The sequence below is a fragment of the Thermostichus sp. OS-CIW-31 genome (genome assembly GCF_054060305.1).
This window is the reverse complement of the sequence record NZ_JBSSDA010000012.1, coordinates 76,684-93,010: the sequence shown is the minus strand read 5'-3', so window position 1 is coordinate 93,010 and position 16,327 is coordinate 76,684. Positions and strand designations below refer to the sequence as shown.

Genomic DNA, 16,327 nt, shown 5'->3' with positions numbered 1-16,327 from the left:
TTTTCTCGTTTTGACAAATTGGCCAGGAACTTCTTGAGTTTTCTCTATCTCGTCAGTGCTCTCTTTTGGCTCAAATGAAAGATCAACACAACCTAGCATACTTGTATCCCTTTTGTCTTTGGGCTGTTGCGATTGTCATGGTTACAGATTTTTCCGCTTCACATAAGGTCTACAGTGAAGTGGGATCCTTGTCAGGCAAGAGATTGGCTGGCATTGGCTGTAGTGAGTAACGCTGGAAAAACTGTATATTGCTTTGGTGAAGAGTGCTCCTTAAGATAAGAAATTCCAGGGGGTTGACTAGTGGGGATCCCGGTGCTTTTAAGAAAAAAGTTATTGCCCAAAATGACCAGTTGCTGCACCTGGCTTTTGGATGGATAGATTGCTGATTGATAGGGGTTACGTTAAACGTTATCGCCACAATCGTGCCAACAGGATCCCAAGCTCCATAGCCAAGGCTCCAAATAGGCAAGAACCGAGCCAATAGACAAGCCCAGTAGCAAAGCGATGTTGCTGCCAGAGGCTAAAGGTATCCAGTTCATAGGTAGAAAAGGTGGTGTAGGAACCCAGGAATCCCACCCCGAACAGCAGGCGAATTTCCGGTGAGATCTCAGGGCGTTCCATAGCCACGGTCATGAACCAACCCATGACCACACAACCCGATAAGTTGATGAACAGGGTTCCGTAGGGAAAGCTAGGGCCAAATCGCTCCGCAAACCAGAGGGATAGATAGTAGCGACTCAGGGATCCGCCAATAGCCCCCAACGCAACCGCAAACGGAACTCTCAAACTGGGAGAGACCAAGCCATGGTTTAGGTAAGCCCACACCGATTGCAAGCGCATCTATTCTCCTTGAACTGTGTTCCCAGAACTTCCTACGGAAAAGGTGGGATCCTTAGCTTTTTCTGCCCTCAGAGATAGGGATCCTGCTTCTCTTGAAGTCCTCTTCCTCTACCAAAATTACCGGAATCGGGCTGGTTTCCAACACCGCTTGGGAAGTGGATCCCACCAAAACCTGCTCCCAGCCGCGGTGGCCCCGCTTGCCCATGACGATGTCGGTTACCTGCCGCTCCTGAGCTAGGGTTACGATGGTCTCTGCCAAGGGCCCCGAGGCCAAGCAAAACTGGTGGCGAATATCCGCCAAAAGACGCTGGGTGAGTTGCCGCAACAGTTCTACCCCTTTCCCCTGCGGCTTATCGGTAACATGCAACACAATCACTTCCCCATCCACCCGCCGCGCCAAATCGGCCACCTTGCGCAGCACGGCTTCGGCCAAAGGGGAGGTGTCCACCGCTGCCAAAAAGCTCACCTTGCCCTGGCTGCCTACCTTGGTGGGATCCACCTCTCCTTTTTCCAAAAGCCGGGGGGCGCAAACCTGGGTCAGCCAAGCGCCCAGGGGAGCGGTAACCAGAATTGACAAAGCCGCCAAGGCCAAAATGATCTCCCCACCGGGGATCCCTTGGGCCAAAGGGATCCCGCCAATAGCCGCCTGCACCGTCGCCTTGGCCATGTTGCCCGGCAGCAAAAACAGCCGCTCCCGCCAGGTCCAGTTGCTCCCCAGGGTGGAAAGCCACCAACCCAGGCCCCGCCCCAGCAGCAGGCTCAGGGTTAAGAGCAGCAAGCCCGGCCAGAACACGGATCCCAGCACCCCCAGATCCAGCGACGCTCCCAACAGCACAAACAACACGATCTCCGCCACCGTCCAGAGGGCATCGAACCCACCCCGCAGCCGCCGCGCCAAGGGGGCATCCAGCTCAATTAGAAAGAACCCCAGGGCCATCACCGCCAAATAGCCGGAAAAATAGGGCCACACCTGCGGTGCCAGCACCAGCCCCAGGGCCATACAGGCAGCCAGCAGCGCTTCCTGGACGCTGTTGCGGGTCCAGTTTTGTTGGGTTAGCAGCGACACCAGAACCCGCGCCCCCAGGTAGCCTACAGCCACGCCCAGCAGGATCTCCATCCCCACCTGGAACGGCAGCCACTGCAGCGGCGACAGCTCCAGGCTTCCCAAGCGAACGCTCGCGGCGGATCCTTGGCCCAAAAAGCTGAGCAGCAGGCTAAACCCCAACAACAGCAGTACGTCGGAAAGGGCGCTGCCGGTCAAAATGGCATCCGGGATCCCCTTGGCCACCCCCCAGCCCAGGCTTTTGAGGCGCAACATCCCCGGCACGATCACGGCTGGCGACTCCGCCCCAATCACGCAGCCCAACAGCAAACCGGTAGGCCAGTCTAACCCCAGGATCCAGGTGCTCAACAGGGCCACCGCCACCGCCTCGCAGGCTGCCGGCAAAAACCCCAGCCGCAACGCCACGGATCCCTGCTGGGCCAGCTTCTCCCGATCCAGCCCCAGGCCCGCCTTCATCAAAATGATCATCACCGCCACCACCCGCAGATCCCCCGCCGCTGCCAGCACCTCCGGGGATAGGACATCTCCCAGCAAGATCCCCACGAGGATCATCCCCAGCAGGGGGGGCATCCCCAGCCGACCCACGATTTGGCCGACAAAAAAGCCCATCACCAAGATCCACAGCCAACTGCCCAGCATCACCAGATCCTCATCTCCTTGTCGTCAGGGTGTTGAAGGGCAGCCCAGGGAGAAAAAGCCATCCGCGTCAGGAGTGGGAGCACCATCGCGTCCGCAGGGTGGGGCCTCAAACAAAGCCAAAGACCCCTACCCCCTGGACTTGCCCAGAAGTGCAGGAGTCATCAGCCTCAGCTTTTGAGGTTAGAACCCTCTTCCTCTATAGAAAAATTCCAAGTGAGGCGGTTGCGGCGAACTCCATCGCCGGTTGCCGGAGCACTACTCGAAAGCTGACCGGCAACTTACTTGGCACCTAAGATATCACGCTTTGTCTTCCACTGCAATTAAGCGATAGGGGTGATCGGGACACCCAATAGAGCGATAGAAATCGCTGCACACATTGTGGGTGAGGCGGTCACTCATACCCCGGGTTACCTGCTGCACCACTTGATGGGCCACCCGATAAACCAACTTGCGGGGCAGAACCTGCAAAAACCTGGGCAAAGCCAGCCAGATCTCCAGATGAAGAGCCCAGTGAACACGGGTGGTGGGCAGGTCTTTCAGGGATCCCTGTAGCTCCTCCAGCTGGAAATCGGCTTGGCAGCTGACCCGGTAAGGCATTCCTTCATCGCCGGGCAACTCAATCGAGGTCAGACAAAACCGGTAATCTTTATCCGGCCAGATCTTGACCCCAAAACTGGGCTCCAGCTCAAACCCCAGCCCGCCCATGCGGAAAAACTGCAACCTGTAAGTCTCGGCAGACAAAGCTTCCACCTGCAATGGCCTGAAGCACCGCTGGATCCACTGGGCATGGCCTCTCAGGTAACGGGCCAAGGTCTCCCGATCGGTTTCCAGATCCACTTGGCCACAGCGCGCGGCTTGTAAATCCAGGTGGGCTTTGTCCAGGGAGGGATCCAGAAGATCAGGGGCACCGCCTTCGGGGGACATGGCCCTTTCACTTGGCGGAACGGCGGGCTTGGAGCTGGCGATAGACATCCCTAACATCTACCTGATAGTGAGCAAGGGCCACGAGGCAGTGGTACCAGAGGTCGGCCATCTCACGGGCCAAAGCCACGCGGTCTTGATCCTTAGCCGCCATCACCACCTCAGCCGTCTCCTCGCCAAGTTTCTTCAAAATGGCATTTTCCCCCTTGGCTAGCAAGCTGCTGGTGTAGGAATCGGGACGGGGATCCGCCTGGCGGGCCTTGACCACGGCAAACACCTGCGACAGGGTATCGGCTGCTGGAAGGGGATCCCCTTGCAAAGGGCGAAAGAAACAGCTCCGCGCCCCCGTGTGGCACGCTGCATCCCCCACCTGCTCCACCAGGATGACCAGGGCGTCGCCGTCGCAGTCGTAGCGGATTTGTTTGACCCACTGGACGTGGCCAGAAGTTTCCCCCTTGGGCCACAGCGCCTGCCGCGAGCGGCTCCAGAACCAGGTGCGGCCTGTTTCCAAAGTTTTTTGCAGGGACTCCCGGTTCATCCAGGCCATCATCAGCACTGTTCCGTCCAGGTAGTCCTGCACAATGGCCGGGATCAGGCCCTGTTCATTGTAGGTGAGGCTGCCTAACCAAGCCATCTCCTCCGGTGAAAGGGCTCTGGGGGACTGCCAAGAGAGGCCCGAGATCACAGCAGCAGCCATAAGGGTTTGGCAGAAAACCAATCGAGATTATTAGCAGGATAGCAGAGCAAGCTCTCCCAGGGGTACCTCCAAGAGCGCCCTCCAGGCCAAAGCCAGTTTCGAGAAGCCATTGAGAAGTCCTGCGGCCCAGGCCAGCAAAGCTTAACTTGGTTTTAACTTCAGTATCAGGCCAATCTGCTAAGTTTGTTACCGGTTTTCCCGCCGTGAGGTAGCTTATGCGCATCCAAGTCGAGAACCTTTGGGTTGCCTTCAAAAACAAGGTTGCCCTAAGGGAGGTTTACCTTGACCTATTTGGCGATGGAGCGCAGGTTGTGGCCTTGATCGGACCTTCAGGAGCAGGAAAGTCGACCTTTCTTAGGCTTTTGAAAGGGATGGTCAAGCTCAGCGGCGGAAAAGTTTGGGTTGATTCTCTTCCTCTCCATGAAGGCCAAAGGGATGTCCTGCAACAGCTGCGCAGGCGCACGGCCATGGTCTACCAGACCTTTCAACTCATCGGGCGCCTGACGGTTCTGGAAAACGTTCTTGTTGGGCGTCTGCCTCACCTGAGTCCCATTCGGGGTCTTTTCAAGCACTTTTCTGTTCAGGATTTGGCCAAGGCGGAAAAGCTGCTGGAAGAGGTAGGGTTGCTAGAGCATGCCTGGCAAAGGGCCGACGCTCTCTCAGGGGGGCAGCAGCAGCGAGTGGGTATTGCTCGCGCCTTGATCCAGGAGCCAGCCCTGATTCTGGCCGACGAGCCCATTTCGGCTTTGGATCCTAAAAATGCAAAGGTAATTATGGAGCTGCTGCTGGGAGCGGTGCGCCGCCAGGGGATTCCGTTGCTGGTTACCCTGCACCACCTAGAAATGGTGCGCCATTACGCCGATCGAGTCGTTGCCTTCAAGGAGGGCCAGGTTTTCTTCGATGGGCCGCTTTCCGATTTTACCTCTGAAAAGGAAAGGGAGCTCTACTTTGGGGAGAAGGAAACCCACGAGGCAAGCGAATGGTTTTCCTCAACCTTGATGGTCTAACAAGATCCACCTTCAACCGCAAGTTAACTGCAAAGGAGAAAACCTTATGCGGAGAAGAAAAATTCTGTTCCTTGCTGCCTTCCTCATGGGAATTTCCAGCTGGGTTCCAGGGCTGGCTCAGAAGCAAAACTGGCCCAAGGAGCTGGTGATTGCTGAAGTACCGGTGGAGAGTGCTGCCGATTACGAAGCTCGCTATGCTCCCTTTTTGGATTATCTCAAACAAAAACTGGGGATCCCCGTCCGCCTGTTTGTGGCCGGTGACTACACGGCGGTGATGGTCTCCCAGGCACAAGGCCAAACTCACGTAGCTTTCTACGGCCCTGGCTCCTACGTAGATGCCATTGAAAAGGCCAACGCTCCCATTGAAGCGTTCGTGAAAGAGGACTCGCTGCGCTCGGGTACCGTTTATCACTCCTTGATACTTTCCAAGAAAGGCAGTGGCATCAAAACTCTAGAAGACGCCAAGGGCAAAGATTTTGCTTTCGTCGACCCAGAGAGCACCTCTGGCTTCAAGGTGCCCATGGCCTACTTCTGTCTTGAGGCCAAAATCAAGCCCAAGGAGTATTTCAAGCGGGTGGCTTTTGCTGGCACCCACGAGTCGGTCATCTTGGGGATAGCTCAGGGAACCATTCCCGTTGGTGTAACCTGGGATACCGGGATCAGCATTGCCACCAACAAGGGGCAGATCAAAGGCATAGAGGACTTTGAGGTCATCTGGAGATCGGATCCCATTCCTTCCTCTCCCTGGGCCTACCGTAAAGATCTGCCAGAGGATCTCAAGGAGGCCTTGCGCACGGTCTATCTGGAGTACGAAAACACGCCGGAGGGTCAGAAATGGCTGGAGGCTCGTGGGCTGAAGGGCTTTGAGCCGGCTAGCGACGCAGATTACGATCCCTTCCGCAAGGTCAACGATGCTCTTAAGAAACCTGAGTGCCAACTCTAGGAGACTTCCCCCCCTGCCAGCAGAGCTTAAGCGCAGGGAGCTGAGCACGGTTGTGCTGTATGGGGGGGTTTTTCTCGCTCTCTTGCTGACGGCGGAGCCTGCCGAGATCTCGCCAGGAAAGTTGTTAGCTGGCTTGGGGAGGAGTGCGGCCTTCTTGGCTCGCTTCTTTCCTCCCAGCTTTTACTTCTTGCCCAACTTCCTTTACTCCCTGTTGCAAACCCTGATGATGGCCCTCTGGGGCACCTTCCTGGCCACTTTTCTCACGGTTCCCTTGGCCTTCCTGGGATCCAGAAATGTCATGCGTTCCCCTGCGGTTTACCTGCTTGTGCGCGGGCTCATGGATGTCCTCAGGGGGCTCAATGAACTAGTCTTGGCATTGGTTTTTGTGGCCGCAATTGGCCTAGGACCCTTGCCAGGGATCCTAGCTTTGACCCTGCACACGGCGGGTGTGGCAGGCAAGCTCCTCTCAGAGGCCATCGAGACAGTAGATATGAAGCAGGTGGAGGCGGTAGAGGCTACAGGTTCCCACCCTTTCCTGGTTATCGCCTATGGCTTCTGGCCGCAAGTGGCTCCTGCCTTTTACTCCAGCACTCTCTACCTTTTTGAGGCTAACGTGCGCTCGGCAACGGTCTTGGGCTTGGTGGGGGCAGGGGGCATTGGGTTTGATTTGATGCAGACCATACGAGCCTTTCGCTTTCAAGATGCGGCCACGGTTGTTCTGCTGATTCTGCTGGCTGTATTTACAATTGACAAAGTTTCGGCGCGGATCCGCCAGACCCTGATTTAGGAGGCTGGGATGCAGCCCCTAGAGATGCTAGAGCTGTTGCAGGAGGCCCCCGAGAAGGAGGTGCTGGCTTTGGCGCGGGAGGTCAGGCCTGCTCTGGGATCCAGCCAAAAGCTCAGGGAAGGGGCAGGGCTGCTGGCGCTCCCCTTTGAGGACTCCCGCACGGGGACGCCCTTCTACGTGGGAGAAGTGCTGGTCTACGAGGTCTGGCTGCGCTTTCCAAAAAAGGGAGTAGAAGGATACGGGATGGTGCTGGGGGAAAAGCCGCGTCTGGCGCGCGCCCTGGCCTACCTAGACGCCGCTCTGCAGGCGGGAATTGCTGTGGAGAAGATCCAGGCTTTGGCGCTAGCGGCCCAGAAGGATCTTCAAGAAGAAGACGAGCGCCTCTGGCGCAAGGTAGCTGCAACTCGCCTGGAGGTGGAGACTCTGTGAGCCTGGGGATGTCCAAAGCCTACGGCCCCACACCGGGACTGGCAGAAAAGCAAAGCCAGCAGGTCTTCCGGGCGTTGGTTAGGGCGTTGAGCTACCCTGGCCGTCTGGAGAGCTTTCCCGCTCGCTCCCTTCGCCAAGCCTTTCGCCTCATTGGGCTGACGCTGGTGGATGGCAATGTAGGGGTTTGGGCGCCAAGCTGGCTGCTGTCGGATTTGCGTGGGCAGGATCCCTGGCCCGTGGCTTTGGAGGCTGCTGACTTTGTCTTTGCCGAGCAGCTGGAGAGTTTGCCCGCTGGCCCAGACAGCCTTTTGGCTCTCAAAAGAGGCACCCACCTTGAGCCTGAAGCGGGAGCGACCCTTATCCTGGGGGCCCCCTTGGGCCGGGGATCCCCTGTATTGCTCAGAGGGCCCGGCATAGCTGGGGAGATCCAGTTGGCTGTAGGCTTGCCCTCTCTGTTTTGGCAGCTGCGCTCCCAGATCCTGGCCTACCCGCTGGGAGTGGACATCCTGTTAACTGACGGCCCCCAAGTGGTAGGCTTACCCCGAAGCGTGGAGGTGGGTGGATGGGCTATGTCGTAGCGCGGGGCAGCCAAGAGGCCATTCTCAATGCCGAGGCCCTTTTTCGCGAGCTGTTGTCAGCGGCAGAAGCCAAAAGCAGGCGAGGCCGGACAAAGCAGCTGGCTGGGCTGCCCTATCTCCTGGATCATGTGATGGCAGAGGCGGGGCTGTGGGCTCCGGAGCTGGCGGCCACTGCCCTTGTGCAGACAGGGGGGGACCTCTACGAGGCCCTGCTGCTTCTGAGAGCACACCGGACTACTCTCCCCCGCCTAGGGAAAGCCCAGCTGCAGAAAAAGGAAGATCTCCTGCTGGTGCGTCGGCTTTCCTCGGCTTTCAAGAGCATTCCCGGCGGCCAGGTCTTGGGGCCCACCCTAGACTACAGCCTGCGTCTTTTGGGCTTTTCTGAAAGCCCCCCGCTAGAGCCGGCGGCCGTGGCTGCTGCCCAGCACTATCCTTCTGTGCGCAGCTGGCTGAGGGAGCAAGGTCTGCTGGAAGAAGATCCCACGGCAGAGCAGCAAGCCAGTAGCCCTGCTCCAGGGGAAGAGATTCCCGACTTGACGCGGCAGCCACTGCTGTTTCCAGCGCCGCGGGCCCACCGCCTGCAAGCTTTGGCCAGGGGAGATACGGGGGGACTTCTGGCTCTGGCCTACAGCGCCATGCGCGCCTACAACGTCCACACCCACCCAACGGTTGCCGAGTTGGGCGTGGGCTATCTCGAGGTACGCGCCTTTCATCCTGTGCGGGGGGGAAGCTTTCGCCTGGGGCGGATCCGCCTGGTCTTTACTGAGGTGGTGGGACACGGAGAAAAAGGATACCGCTTGGGCTTTGCCGCTAGCCTGGGTTGGAACGAGGGGCGGGCCATCGCTGGCGCCATGCTGGATTTGGAAATGGATCGCCCCAGCCATCCGGCTCGCAGCGAGGAGTTTGTCCTGGTGCATACGGATCCCGTGGAGGCCTCCGGCTTTGCCCTCCACTACAAGCTACCCCACTACGTAACCTTTCTCAGCAACTGGATGAGCCACTTCCAAAAGGAGGACTCCCTTGAAACCCAAGCATAGCTATGCCTACCTGGATCTGGAGGCCAAGCGAGAAATTCGGCGCAAGGTTCTCAAGGCCCTGGCCATACCGGGCCATCAAGTTCCCTTTGCTAGCCGGGAAATGCCGCTGGCTCGCGGCTGGGGCACAGGGGGATTGCAGCTTACGCTCAGCCTGGTGGGGCCGCAGGACGTGGTGAAGGTCATTGACCAGGGGGCCGATGACTCTGTCAATGCCGCCAACTTGCGCCGCTTCATTGCCCAGGTCAGCGGCGCTCGAACAACCACCGACACGCTGGAGGCCACCCTCATCCAAAGCCGCCACCGCATCCCCGAGGAGCGGCTCCAAGAAGGTCAAATCCTAATCCTGCAAGTTCCCATCCCTGAGCCTCTGCGCTATGTGGAGCCCTCTGACGCCAGGGCGCGGGAGCTACATGCTCTGGGCGACTATAGCCTGCTGTGGGTGGATCTTTTTGAGGAGCACCTACGCCACGGCCAGAGCCGCAAGGGAGCGGCCTACCCAGTTCTGGTCCATGGGCGCTATGGGATGGATCCCAGCCCTCTGCCCCGCTGGGATCTGCCCAAGCTGCATCTGGCAGCCCATATCACCCTCTTTGGGGCCGGGCGGGAGAAGCGGCTCTATGCCGTCCCTCCCTACACCCGGGTGGAGCCCTTGGCCTTTGTGGATCGGCCCTTCCAGCCGGAGCCCATTTTGGGATCCTGCCGTCGCAGCGGTTGCCGCCACGTCTTCCTCAACGCCATTCCCCAAGAAGATGGCAGCTTGGCCTATGAAATCTCCGACCAGGGCTATATGGAAAAGCTGCTGGCCGGGAAAACGAGCGGTCCTCTATTTGTGGAGAAAGAGCATGGCTGAGGAGACCCCCCTTCTGGAGCTGGTCAAGGTTTGCAAAGCCTACGGGGATCGCTGGGCGCTTAAGAACGTCAGCCTCAAGCTCTATCCCCAAGAGGTGCTGGGGGTGGTGGGAGCTTCCGGCAGTGGCAAGACTACTCTTCTGAAGATCCTTTACCTTCAGGAGACAGCCCAGGGGGAGTATCGGCTAAACGTGCCGGGTTGGGAGGGACGTAACCTGCTGTTGCTCTCTCGCTACGAGCAGCCTGCGGCGCGGCACTACCTGGCCATGGTCTATCAGGATGCCGCCCAGGCCCTGCGCATGGGCTTTGCGGCCCTGACTAATGTTGCGGAGCCCCTTGTCCTTAGAGAAGAACGGCGGTTTGGAGTGCTGGCAGCGGAGGCGCAGGAGGCTTTGGAGCGAGCCGATTTTCCTCTAGAGCGAGCCGGGGATCCCCCAGCTTCTCTTTCGGGAGGAGAGCGCCAGCGGGTACAGATTGCCAAAGCTTTAGTCCAAAAGCCTCTGGCTGTTCTTTTGGACGAGCCCACCACCGGTTTGGATTTGCTGGTGCAGGCCACCTTTCTGGATACTCTGCGCCGCCTCAAGCGGCAGTTGGGGATGAGCCTCATCCTAGTAAGCCACGATCTCTCGGTCGTGAGGGCTGTGGCGGATCGAATTGTGGTGTTGTACCAGGGGGAGGTAGTGGAGGAGGGATTGGCCGACCAAGTGCTGGAGGATCCTCGCCACCCCTTTACCCAGGATCTGGTTGCCGCAAGACTTTAGGAAGGGCAAGGTGTTGCAGGTCGTTAACTTAGAAAAACGGTTCTTTCTTCACCGACTGGGGCGAGAGGTTCTGGCCTTCCAGCAGGTGAGCTTTTCCCTGCAAGCCGGAGAGTTTTTGCTGCTGGAGGGCCCCAACGGCTCTGGCAAGTCTTCTCTACTGCGAACCCTCTACCGCAGCTATTGGCCTACGGCAGGACAAGCCCTCCTGCAGACCCCTCTGGGAACGGTGGATCTGGCCCGCTTAGGGGATCGCGAGGTGTTAGCAATCCGCCGCGAGCGCATCGGCTACGTCAGCCAGTTTCTGGATCCCAGGCCCCGCACCACGGCCTTGGAGCTGGTTGCGGAGCCCTTGCTGTGGCAGGGAGTAGCGGAAAACCAAGCGCGACATCGAGCAGCAGAGCTGCTCCTGGAGCTGGGTCTGAAGCCAGAGTTGCTGGAGACTTTTCCAACCAGCTTCTCGGGGGGCGAGAAACAGAAAGTCAACTTGGCTCGCTCTCTCATCCACCCCTATCCGCTGCTGCTTCTGGACGAGCCCACCGCCAGCTTGGATACTGCAGCCAAGTTGGCCTTGCGAGAACGCCTACGAGCCTTGAAGCAGCAGGGAACAGCTATCATTGGCGTTTTTCACTCCTTAGACGATGTGTCGGGTTTGGTTGACAAAACCTATTCCCTGGAGGTGAGGGCAAATGTGGCTAGCAGGGCCTAAGCTAGTTCTCCCCGATGGTGTCCTCCCGGTGGGATCCCTGCGGCTGGAGGGGGAGCGGATTGCCGAGATTCGGCAGGGGCAAGTGGGGGAAGGGATCCCTTTGCGAGGACTTACCCTGGTGCCCGGCGTAGTCGACCTCCATACCGATAGCCTGGAGCCCGAGCTGGAGCCGCGCCCAGGGGTACAGCTGGCGGTGGACATGGCCTTGGGGATTTGGGAAAACCGAGCTTTGGCGGCGGGGATTACCACTGCCTTTGTAACTCTGTCCTTTTGGGAAGGCCTGCCTGGCTGGCGCAGCCCAGAAACGGCCTTGGCTATGGCAGAGCAGTTGGTGGCGCTGCGTTCCCAGCTGGCTCTGGACTTGAGGATCCACGCTCGCTATGAACTCTCGCGCCCCTTGGGAGCAGCAGCTGTTCGCCAAGCTCTCAGCCAAGGCTGGGTGGATCTCCTTTCCTTCATGGACCACACCCCCGGCCAAGGCCAATTCCGGACGCCGGAGGACTACACCCGCTACATGGCTCGCCAGCTGGCCCGGCCTTCCGAGGAGGTTGCCGCTAGTTTGGCGGCCAAGGCGGGGGAGGAGACCTTGCAGAGCTTTGCCCAATTGGCTCAGCAAGCGCAAGCTTTGGGGGTACCTTTGGCTTCCCACGACGACGACTGCCCCGCCAAGGTTCAGTTAATGGCCAAGATGGGCCTGAAAATTAGCGAGTTTCCGGTTACCCTAGCAGCAGCTTTGGAAGCGCGGAAACTGGGCCTGCTGGTGGTCATGGGGGCTCCCAATGCCCTGAGGGGATCCTCCCATGTCGGCAATCTCTCCGCTTCGGAGGCTCTACAAGTAGGAGCCCTAGGCGCCTTGGCCACTGACTACTCCCCCGCTTCAGCCTTGAGGGCTGCCTTTGCCTTGGCGGAGAAGCAGCTGCTGGATCTGCCCCAAGCCATAGCTTTGGTCACTCACAACCCTGCCCAGGCGGTTGGTCTGCAGGATCGGGGAGCCCTTCGCCCAGGCCTAAGAGCCGATCTAGTGGTGCTGCGGGAGAAACCCTTCCAGGTTATGGGTGTATTCGTTGCCGGCAGGCCCGTCTTTCTCAGAGATAGCCTCTGTTGGAGGGGGGTCTTCTAGGCTTCCCGCCAAGGCCTAGGTTGGAAGGCGAAGACAAGACTTAGTCCTGCCCGAAGGCAACCCTGGGCAGCAGTTTCCGGGTTGGCTTGCGCTCCAGGGACAGGGCAGGCCGTTCTAAGCGCGTATCCACCAGTACCGAGGGAGAGGCCAAGTTAACGCGCTCCAGCAGACGCCGCAGCAGTTGAGCATCGATGATGTCCACCCCTTGGCGGGCTGTCGCCGTTCCGGCCACCAGGGGGGTGGGGGTGGCTTGAGGAAGGGATCCCATCTCACTGCGCTCAGGTGCAGCCAGCACCAATTCCGCCATTGCCTGGGCCAGCTCTTGACCATACACCCCATCAGGGCCCGAAGGGAGTAGATCCAGCCGTCCCTGCTGAGTGGCCAGGTGGCTCAACCCCAGTTGCACCGCCACCACCGCCGCCCCCCGATCCCCCCGCCTCAAAGTGCGTTGGCTGGCCAAGACGCTCTCTAGCTGGGCTTTGGCTGCATCTTGGTCGCTAGCTGGCAAAAGTTGCACCAGCCCTTCCAGCTGATCTCCCTCAGAGCCAGCCTTGGCCTCGGGATGGGGATCCTCCCGCCAAAGGCGAGTCAGGTCGTAGAGCAAGATGGCATGGGGCACAGGACGGCTGGGCTGGTTGGGACCGGCATGGCCGGTGGCGAGGATCTCCCCTTGGTAGACCAGGGAGGTGCTAAAGCCAGAGTCCAGCAGCACGGCTTCCCGGATCCCGGTTTTGGGCAGCAGACTGGCCAGGATGGCGGCGTTGACGTGGGTTTTGGTAACTCCGATCACCACCCGCTCCTGGTCATCTACCCCAAAGAAAGCTCTGGGGCGAAACTCAGCAGCGCTGGCAAGGCGGAACGAGTTGATCTCCGCCGGAGAGAGGGCATGGCCATCCTTAACCAGCCATAGACCGGCCACAAACAGATCCGTGACATCCGGCATCAACTGGCGGATGTTCTCCAAGTGGGTCATGGTGTCGGGATCAAAGGGCACAAAGCGGAGGCGATCCCTGCCCAGCAGCACCAAGGGGCGACCGCGCACCACCTTGTCGTCTTCGGGGCGACCGGGGATGAAGGTCTTGTGGTTGGCAGCCATCGCCGGCCCCACCATGACGTTGCTGGCAGAGTTGATCCAGGGGATGGAGAAGAAGCTGCCGTTAATGCCGGCATCGGCCTGGTAGCGCTGGACCAACGTCCTGACTTCGTAGCGCCGTTCTGCGTGCACTGTGGCTGCCCGTCCGCCGCGGATGGTGAGCACCCGCACCCCGTCAATGATCTCGTCGGTCAGAGCCAGAGGCTGCGTCACATCCAGCCAGTAGTCGAGGCTGCGGCTGAGGCTAAAGGTGCGGGCGCCAAGAATGGCCTCGGTGAGGCGAAACTGGTTAAAGCGTCGCACCTCCAGCAGGTTGGGCGATTGTCCTGTAAAGCCAGGATCCATCGTAAAAGACATCCGGTAACCGGCATCGGCCAGGTATTGCTTCACCCGCTCGTCCCGGTTGCCTTCGGGATAGGCAAAGTAGTGGATGGGGTGGCCCAGCTCCTGCTCCAGCTTGGTCTTGCAGTCGAACACTTCCCGCCGTAGGCGGGCATCGTCTAGCACCCGCAGGTCAGGGGGATGGGTGACGGTGTGGGCGGCAAAGTCAATCAGCCCGCTGGCATCCATCTCCCGCATTTGATCCCAGGTGAAGTGATCCTTGCTGGTGGGCACGCCGACAAAGCCGGTTTGCACAAAGTAGGTGGCGGGGTAGTTGTACTCCTTCAAAAGGGGGTAGGCGTTCTCGTACAGGCCCAGGTAGGCGTCGTCAAAAGTGAGCAAAATGGCTTTTTCGGGCAAGGGATCCCCGTCCCGCAGGTGTTTGTACAGTTGGTCGATGTGGATGGGGGTCAACCCCGCCTGCTTAATGGCCTCAAAGTGTTGCCGCAGCTCCGCCGCCGTAGTGTCGAACCAGACCTGCTTGCGGCCAGCCACCACATCGTGATACATGATGGCGGGCACATAAGAAAGGCTGGCCAAGGGATCCAAAGCAAAGGGATCCCGCTCCAGTTGGGTCTCTAAGGAGATGGGCAAGCGCTGTTGAGCCGCTTTAGCGTGGGCGCGGGGGGCAGCGATCTCCGCTAGAGGTGGCGAGAGCCCCGGCAGGCGGCTGACCCAGTCGGGATGAGCAGTTGCCCAGGCCACCAGGGCCCCAGCCCCAAATCCCAGCAGGATCACCAGCAAGCTTAAGAAGGGGAGTAACCTCGGTCGAGACTTGGCCAGCGGACGTCGAGAGGAAGAGGAAAAGCTTTGTCGTGGAGTGGGCGAGGGGTACGGCTGGGATCCCCTTGCTGACCCAAAGCCTGCATGGCCTTGGGGCATCGACCCTCCCAAGCGCGTCGGCTGTCGTCGAGATGTCATGGCCTCACTCCCCACTCCCAATTGCAAAAGCTCAGCCCTCGCCGGAACGCCTTTTCCTACCCAAAGCCCACCCCCAGGACAGCAGGAAAAGGCAGCCTTCCAGGCAACGGCAAAACCAACGCCAGCCTACCACCCCATCCTCAGGTTGGGGATAGGGGAGAAATCGCCGCATGCTTTCTACAGGGATCCCTCGTTGAAATTGTTTGAACCAGAACGGCCTGGACGGGTGGCCTGAAAGAACCCAGAACCTCCCAGGAAGCCGCCCGCTACTCAAGGGTGCTTAGCAGATTGGACTCGGCAATGCTGACGATCTTGCCTCCCATTTGGGTGATCCGTTTCACTTCTTGGGAAAGGCGGCTGAAGGGCACTTTGTACTCGACAACACTTCTGCGCACACCTCCTCCCACGAGGCCGGATACCTTGATGGCGAAGATTTTATCGCTATTGGGCAGCCCTCCTTCTGAGCTGCTGGCCTGAGCAACCTCTGGTTCTGGAGCCGATGCCACCTGAGGCGCCGTGGCGACGCTCTCCCGCTCCAGGAGTAGCCGCCAGCTGCGGGGATAGGCAGGCGCCAAACGATAGACCACCCTATAGGAGCCGGCTATGTGGTCATCCTCGGCCTCCACCTTCACCACAGTTCCCGCTGGAATGTCCAGCTTGGCCCCCTTAGACATGACTTTAATTCCCGGCCAATTGGTGGGCACATCCGTCAGCAGCTCGACCTCAAAGGCTTGATCCCCCAACAACAACTTGGCCATCTCAACAACTCCGTTTTGCTCAGCACTCAGTGGCGAGAGAGCCGCTCACAGCCACAGCTTTACCGTCAGACATTCTACCGCTGCCAGGTGCCCACCAGAAGCTTCCCGCTGGCATGGGTCAGCTGACGTCCTCCCTTCAACGAATTGAGGGAGATCACTGATGTCCTCCCATTCTAGAATTGGGGTGTTGTAGATTTGTTAAGCAGCTGTAGATTTATTGCGGAGGTAGAGGGAGCGCCATGAACCTGTTGAGCTTGGCCTTGCCGGATCTGTCGGCAGCTTCGGATGGGTTAGCCGCCACCTTGCAGCCCGTAGCCCAGTTTTTTGCCGGCCTTAACTTGCCCCAACCCATTGTGCAATGGGGTCACCCCTTGATGATGGGGATCGTGGTGGTGGTGATGGGCAGCTTTGTCGGCCTGACTGGGTGGCGAGGACGGGCCTTGCGTCTGGCAGCCGCCTCCACAGCGCCAGAGGGATCCCTGCCGGAAGCGGCCCAGAAGCCTCTGCTTGACCACCGCAAATTGGCCCCCTGGATGGCCACCTTCATTGCCTTGGGCTACACTGGCGGCCTTCTTTCTCTGGTGATGCAAGGGAAGCCCCTGTTGAGCAGCCCCCATTTTTGGACGGGATCCCTGGTGTTGCTGTTGTTGGCGGTGAATGGATCTTTGTCCCTCAGCGGCTTTGGGGGCAACCGCGCTGCTTTGCGCACCACCCATGCCTATGTGGGCAGCCTCATTCTATGTGTACTGTTTGCCCATGCCCTGCTTGGGCTCAAGCTGGGTTTGTCGTTGTGAGTG

17 protein-coding genes, 1 pseudogene and 1 riboswitch are annotated in these 16,327 nt (G+C 59.2%); of the genes and pseudogenes, 12 read left to right on the top strand and 6 right to left on the bottom strand.

The genetic code is table 11. The annotated features are described in order from the left end of the window. Nucleotides 1-78: pseudogene (locus ACVWY9_RS08855) on the top strand (IS5-like element ISSoc13 family transposase); the annotation flags it as partial. Nucleotides 79-408: 330 nt separating this feature from the next. Here the strand turns inward: ACVWY9_RS08855 and crcB are convergent. The 4 genes from crcB to hisIE form a co-directional block, all read right to left on the bottom strand. Continuing rightward, nucleotides 409-840: a fluoride efflux transporter CrcB gene (crcB, locus tag ACVWY9_RS08850; RefSeq protein ID WP_414351171.1), complete on the bottom strand. Its 432-nt coding sequence runs from the start codon at nt 838-840 to the stop codon at nt 409-411. A 52-nt stretch (nt 841-892) separates the two neighbouring features. Continuing rightward, on the bottom strand, nt 893-2,542 hold the full coding sequence (locus ACVWY9_RS08845; protein ID WP_457388106.1) for a cation:proton antiporter domain-containing protein: 1,650 nt from the start codon (nt 2,540-2,542) through the stop codon (nt 893-895). Nucleotides 2,543-2,687: 145 nt separating this feature from the next. Next, a riboswitch (Fluoride riboswitch) is annotated at nt 2,688-2,793 on the bottom strand. A 46-nt stretch (nt 2,794-2,839) separates the two neighbouring features. Next, nucleotides 2,840-3,514, bottom strand: coding sequence for a DUF1997 domain-containing protein (locus ACVWY9_RS08840; protein ID WP_457388105.1), 675 nt, complete (start codon nt 3,512-3,514; stop codon nt 2,840-2,842). Then, the gene (gene hisIE, locus ACVWY9_RS08835; RefSeq protein ID WP_414342151.1) at nt 3,474-4,097 is read right to left on the bottom strand and encodes a bifunctional phosphoribosyl-AMP cyclohydrolase/phosphoribosyl-ATP diphosphatase HisIE; all 624 of its coding nucleotides are present in this window, start codon (nt 4,095-4,097) and stop codon (nt 3,474-3,476) included. Before hisIE ends, ACVWY9_RS08840 begins: the two co-directional genes overlap by 41 nt. 278 nt (nt 4,098-4,375) lie before the next feature. On the opposite strand from hisIE, the gene ACVWY9_RS08830 reads away from it, so the two are divergent. The 10 genes from ACVWY9_RS08830 to ACVWY9_RS08785 are packed head-to-tail and all read left to right on the top strand — an operon-like array spanning nt 4,376 to nt 12,377. Continuing rightward, a complete protein-coding gene (locus ACVWY9_RS08830) occupies nt 4,376-5,167 on the top strand; it encodes a phosphonate ABC transporter ATP-binding protein (protein ID WP_457388104.1) in 792 nt (263 codons plus the stop codon). A 46-nt stretch (nt 5,168-5,213) separates the two neighbouring features. Next, entirely contained in the window at nt 5,214-6,110 is an 897-nt protein-coding gene (phnD, locus tag ACVWY9_RS08825; RefSeq protein ID WP_457388103.1) for a phosphonate ABC transporter substrate-binding protein, read from the top strand. Beyond that, nucleotides 6,079-6,897, top strand: a complete 819-nt coding sequence (phnE, locus tag ACVWY9_RS08820) for a phosphonate ABC transporter, permease protein PhnE (protein WP_414388972.1) — start codon at nt 6,079-6,081, stop codon at nt 6,895-6,897. Before phnD ends, phnE begins: the two co-directional genes overlap by 32 nt. 9 nt (nt 6,898-6,906) lie before the next feature. Then, nucleotides 6,907-7,326, top strand: coding sequence for a phosphonate C-P lyase system protein PhnG (phnG, locus tag ACVWY9_RS08815; protein WP_011431834.1), 420 nt, complete (start codon nt 6,907-6,909; stop codon nt 7,324-7,326). Then, complete coding sequence (gene phnH / locus ACVWY9_RS08810; protein ID WP_457388102.1) at nt 7,323-7,904, top strand: phosphonate C-P lyase system protein PhnH; 582 nt, start codon at nt 7,323-7,325, stop codon at nt 7,902-7,904. Before phnG ends, phnH begins: the two co-directional genes overlap by 4 nt. Next, complete coding sequence (locus tag ACVWY9_RS08805) at nt 7,889-8,941, top strand: carbon-phosphorus lyase complex subunit PhnI (protein ID WP_414416064.1); 1,053 nt, start codon at nt 7,889-7,891, stop codon at nt 8,939-8,941. The genes phnH and ACVWY9_RS08805 overlap by 16 nt, the downstream gene beginning before the upstream one ends. Beyond that, nucleotides 8,925-9,791, top strand: coding sequence for an alpha-D-ribose 1-methylphosphonate 5-phosphate C-P-lyase PhnJ (locus tag ACVWY9_RS08800; protein ID WP_011431837.1), 867 nt, complete (start codon nt 8,925-8,927; stop codon nt 9,789-9,791). Before ACVWY9_RS08805 ends, ACVWY9_RS08800 begins: the two co-directional genes overlap by 17 nt. After that, nucleotides 9,784-10,551 carry an ATP-binding cassette domain-containing protein gene (locus ACVWY9_RS08795; RefSeq protein WP_457388101.1) on the top strand — a complete coding sequence of 256 codons (768 nt, stop codon included), beginning with the start codon at nt 9,784-9,786 and terminating at the stop codon, nt 10,549-10,551. Before ACVWY9_RS08800 ends, ACVWY9_RS08795 begins: the two co-directional genes overlap by 8 nt. A gap of 10 nt (nt 10,552-10,561) precedes the next feature. After that, a complete protein-coding gene (locus ACVWY9_RS08790) occupies nt 10,562-11,257 on the top strand; it encodes an ATP-binding cassette domain-containing protein (protein ID WP_011431839.1) in 696 nt (231 codons plus the stop codon). Further along, nucleotides 11,238-12,377 (top strand): alpha-D-ribose 1-methylphosphonate 5-triphosphate diphosphatase, encoded by a 1,140-nt coding sequence (locus ACVWY9_RS08785; RefSeq protein ID WP_457388100.1) that lies wholly within the window; start codon nt 11,238-11,240, stop codon nt 12,375-12,377. Before ACVWY9_RS08790 ends, ACVWY9_RS08785 begins: the two co-directional genes overlap by 20 nt. 40 nt (nt 12,378-12,417) lie before the next feature. Here ACVWY9_RS08785 and ACVWY9_RS08780 read toward each other — a convergent pair whose 3' ends face one another. Then, entirely contained in the window at nt 12,418-14,772 is a 2,355-nt protein-coding gene (locus ACVWY9_RS08780) for a polysaccharide deacetylase family protein (protein ID WP_457388099.1), read from the bottom strand. 266 nt (nt 14,773-15,038) lie between these two features. After that, nucleotides 15,039-15,530: a phycobilisome linker polypeptide gene (locus ACVWY9_RS08775; RefSeq protein WP_457388098.1), complete on the bottom strand. Its 492-nt coding sequence runs from the start codon at nt 15,528-15,530 to the stop codon at nt 15,039-15,041. A 239-nt stretch (nt 15,531-15,769) separates the two neighbouring features. On the opposite strand from ACVWY9_RS08775, the gene ACVWY9_RS08770 reads away from it, so the two are divergent. Continuing rightward, nucleotides 15,770-16,324 carry a DUF4079 domain-containing protein gene (locus tag ACVWY9_RS08770; protein ID WP_457388097.1) on the top strand — a complete coding sequence of 185 codons (555 nt, stop codon included), beginning with the start codon at nt 15,770-15,772 and terminating at the stop codon, nt 16,322-16,324. Nucleotides 16,325-16,327: the final 3 nt, after the last annotated feature.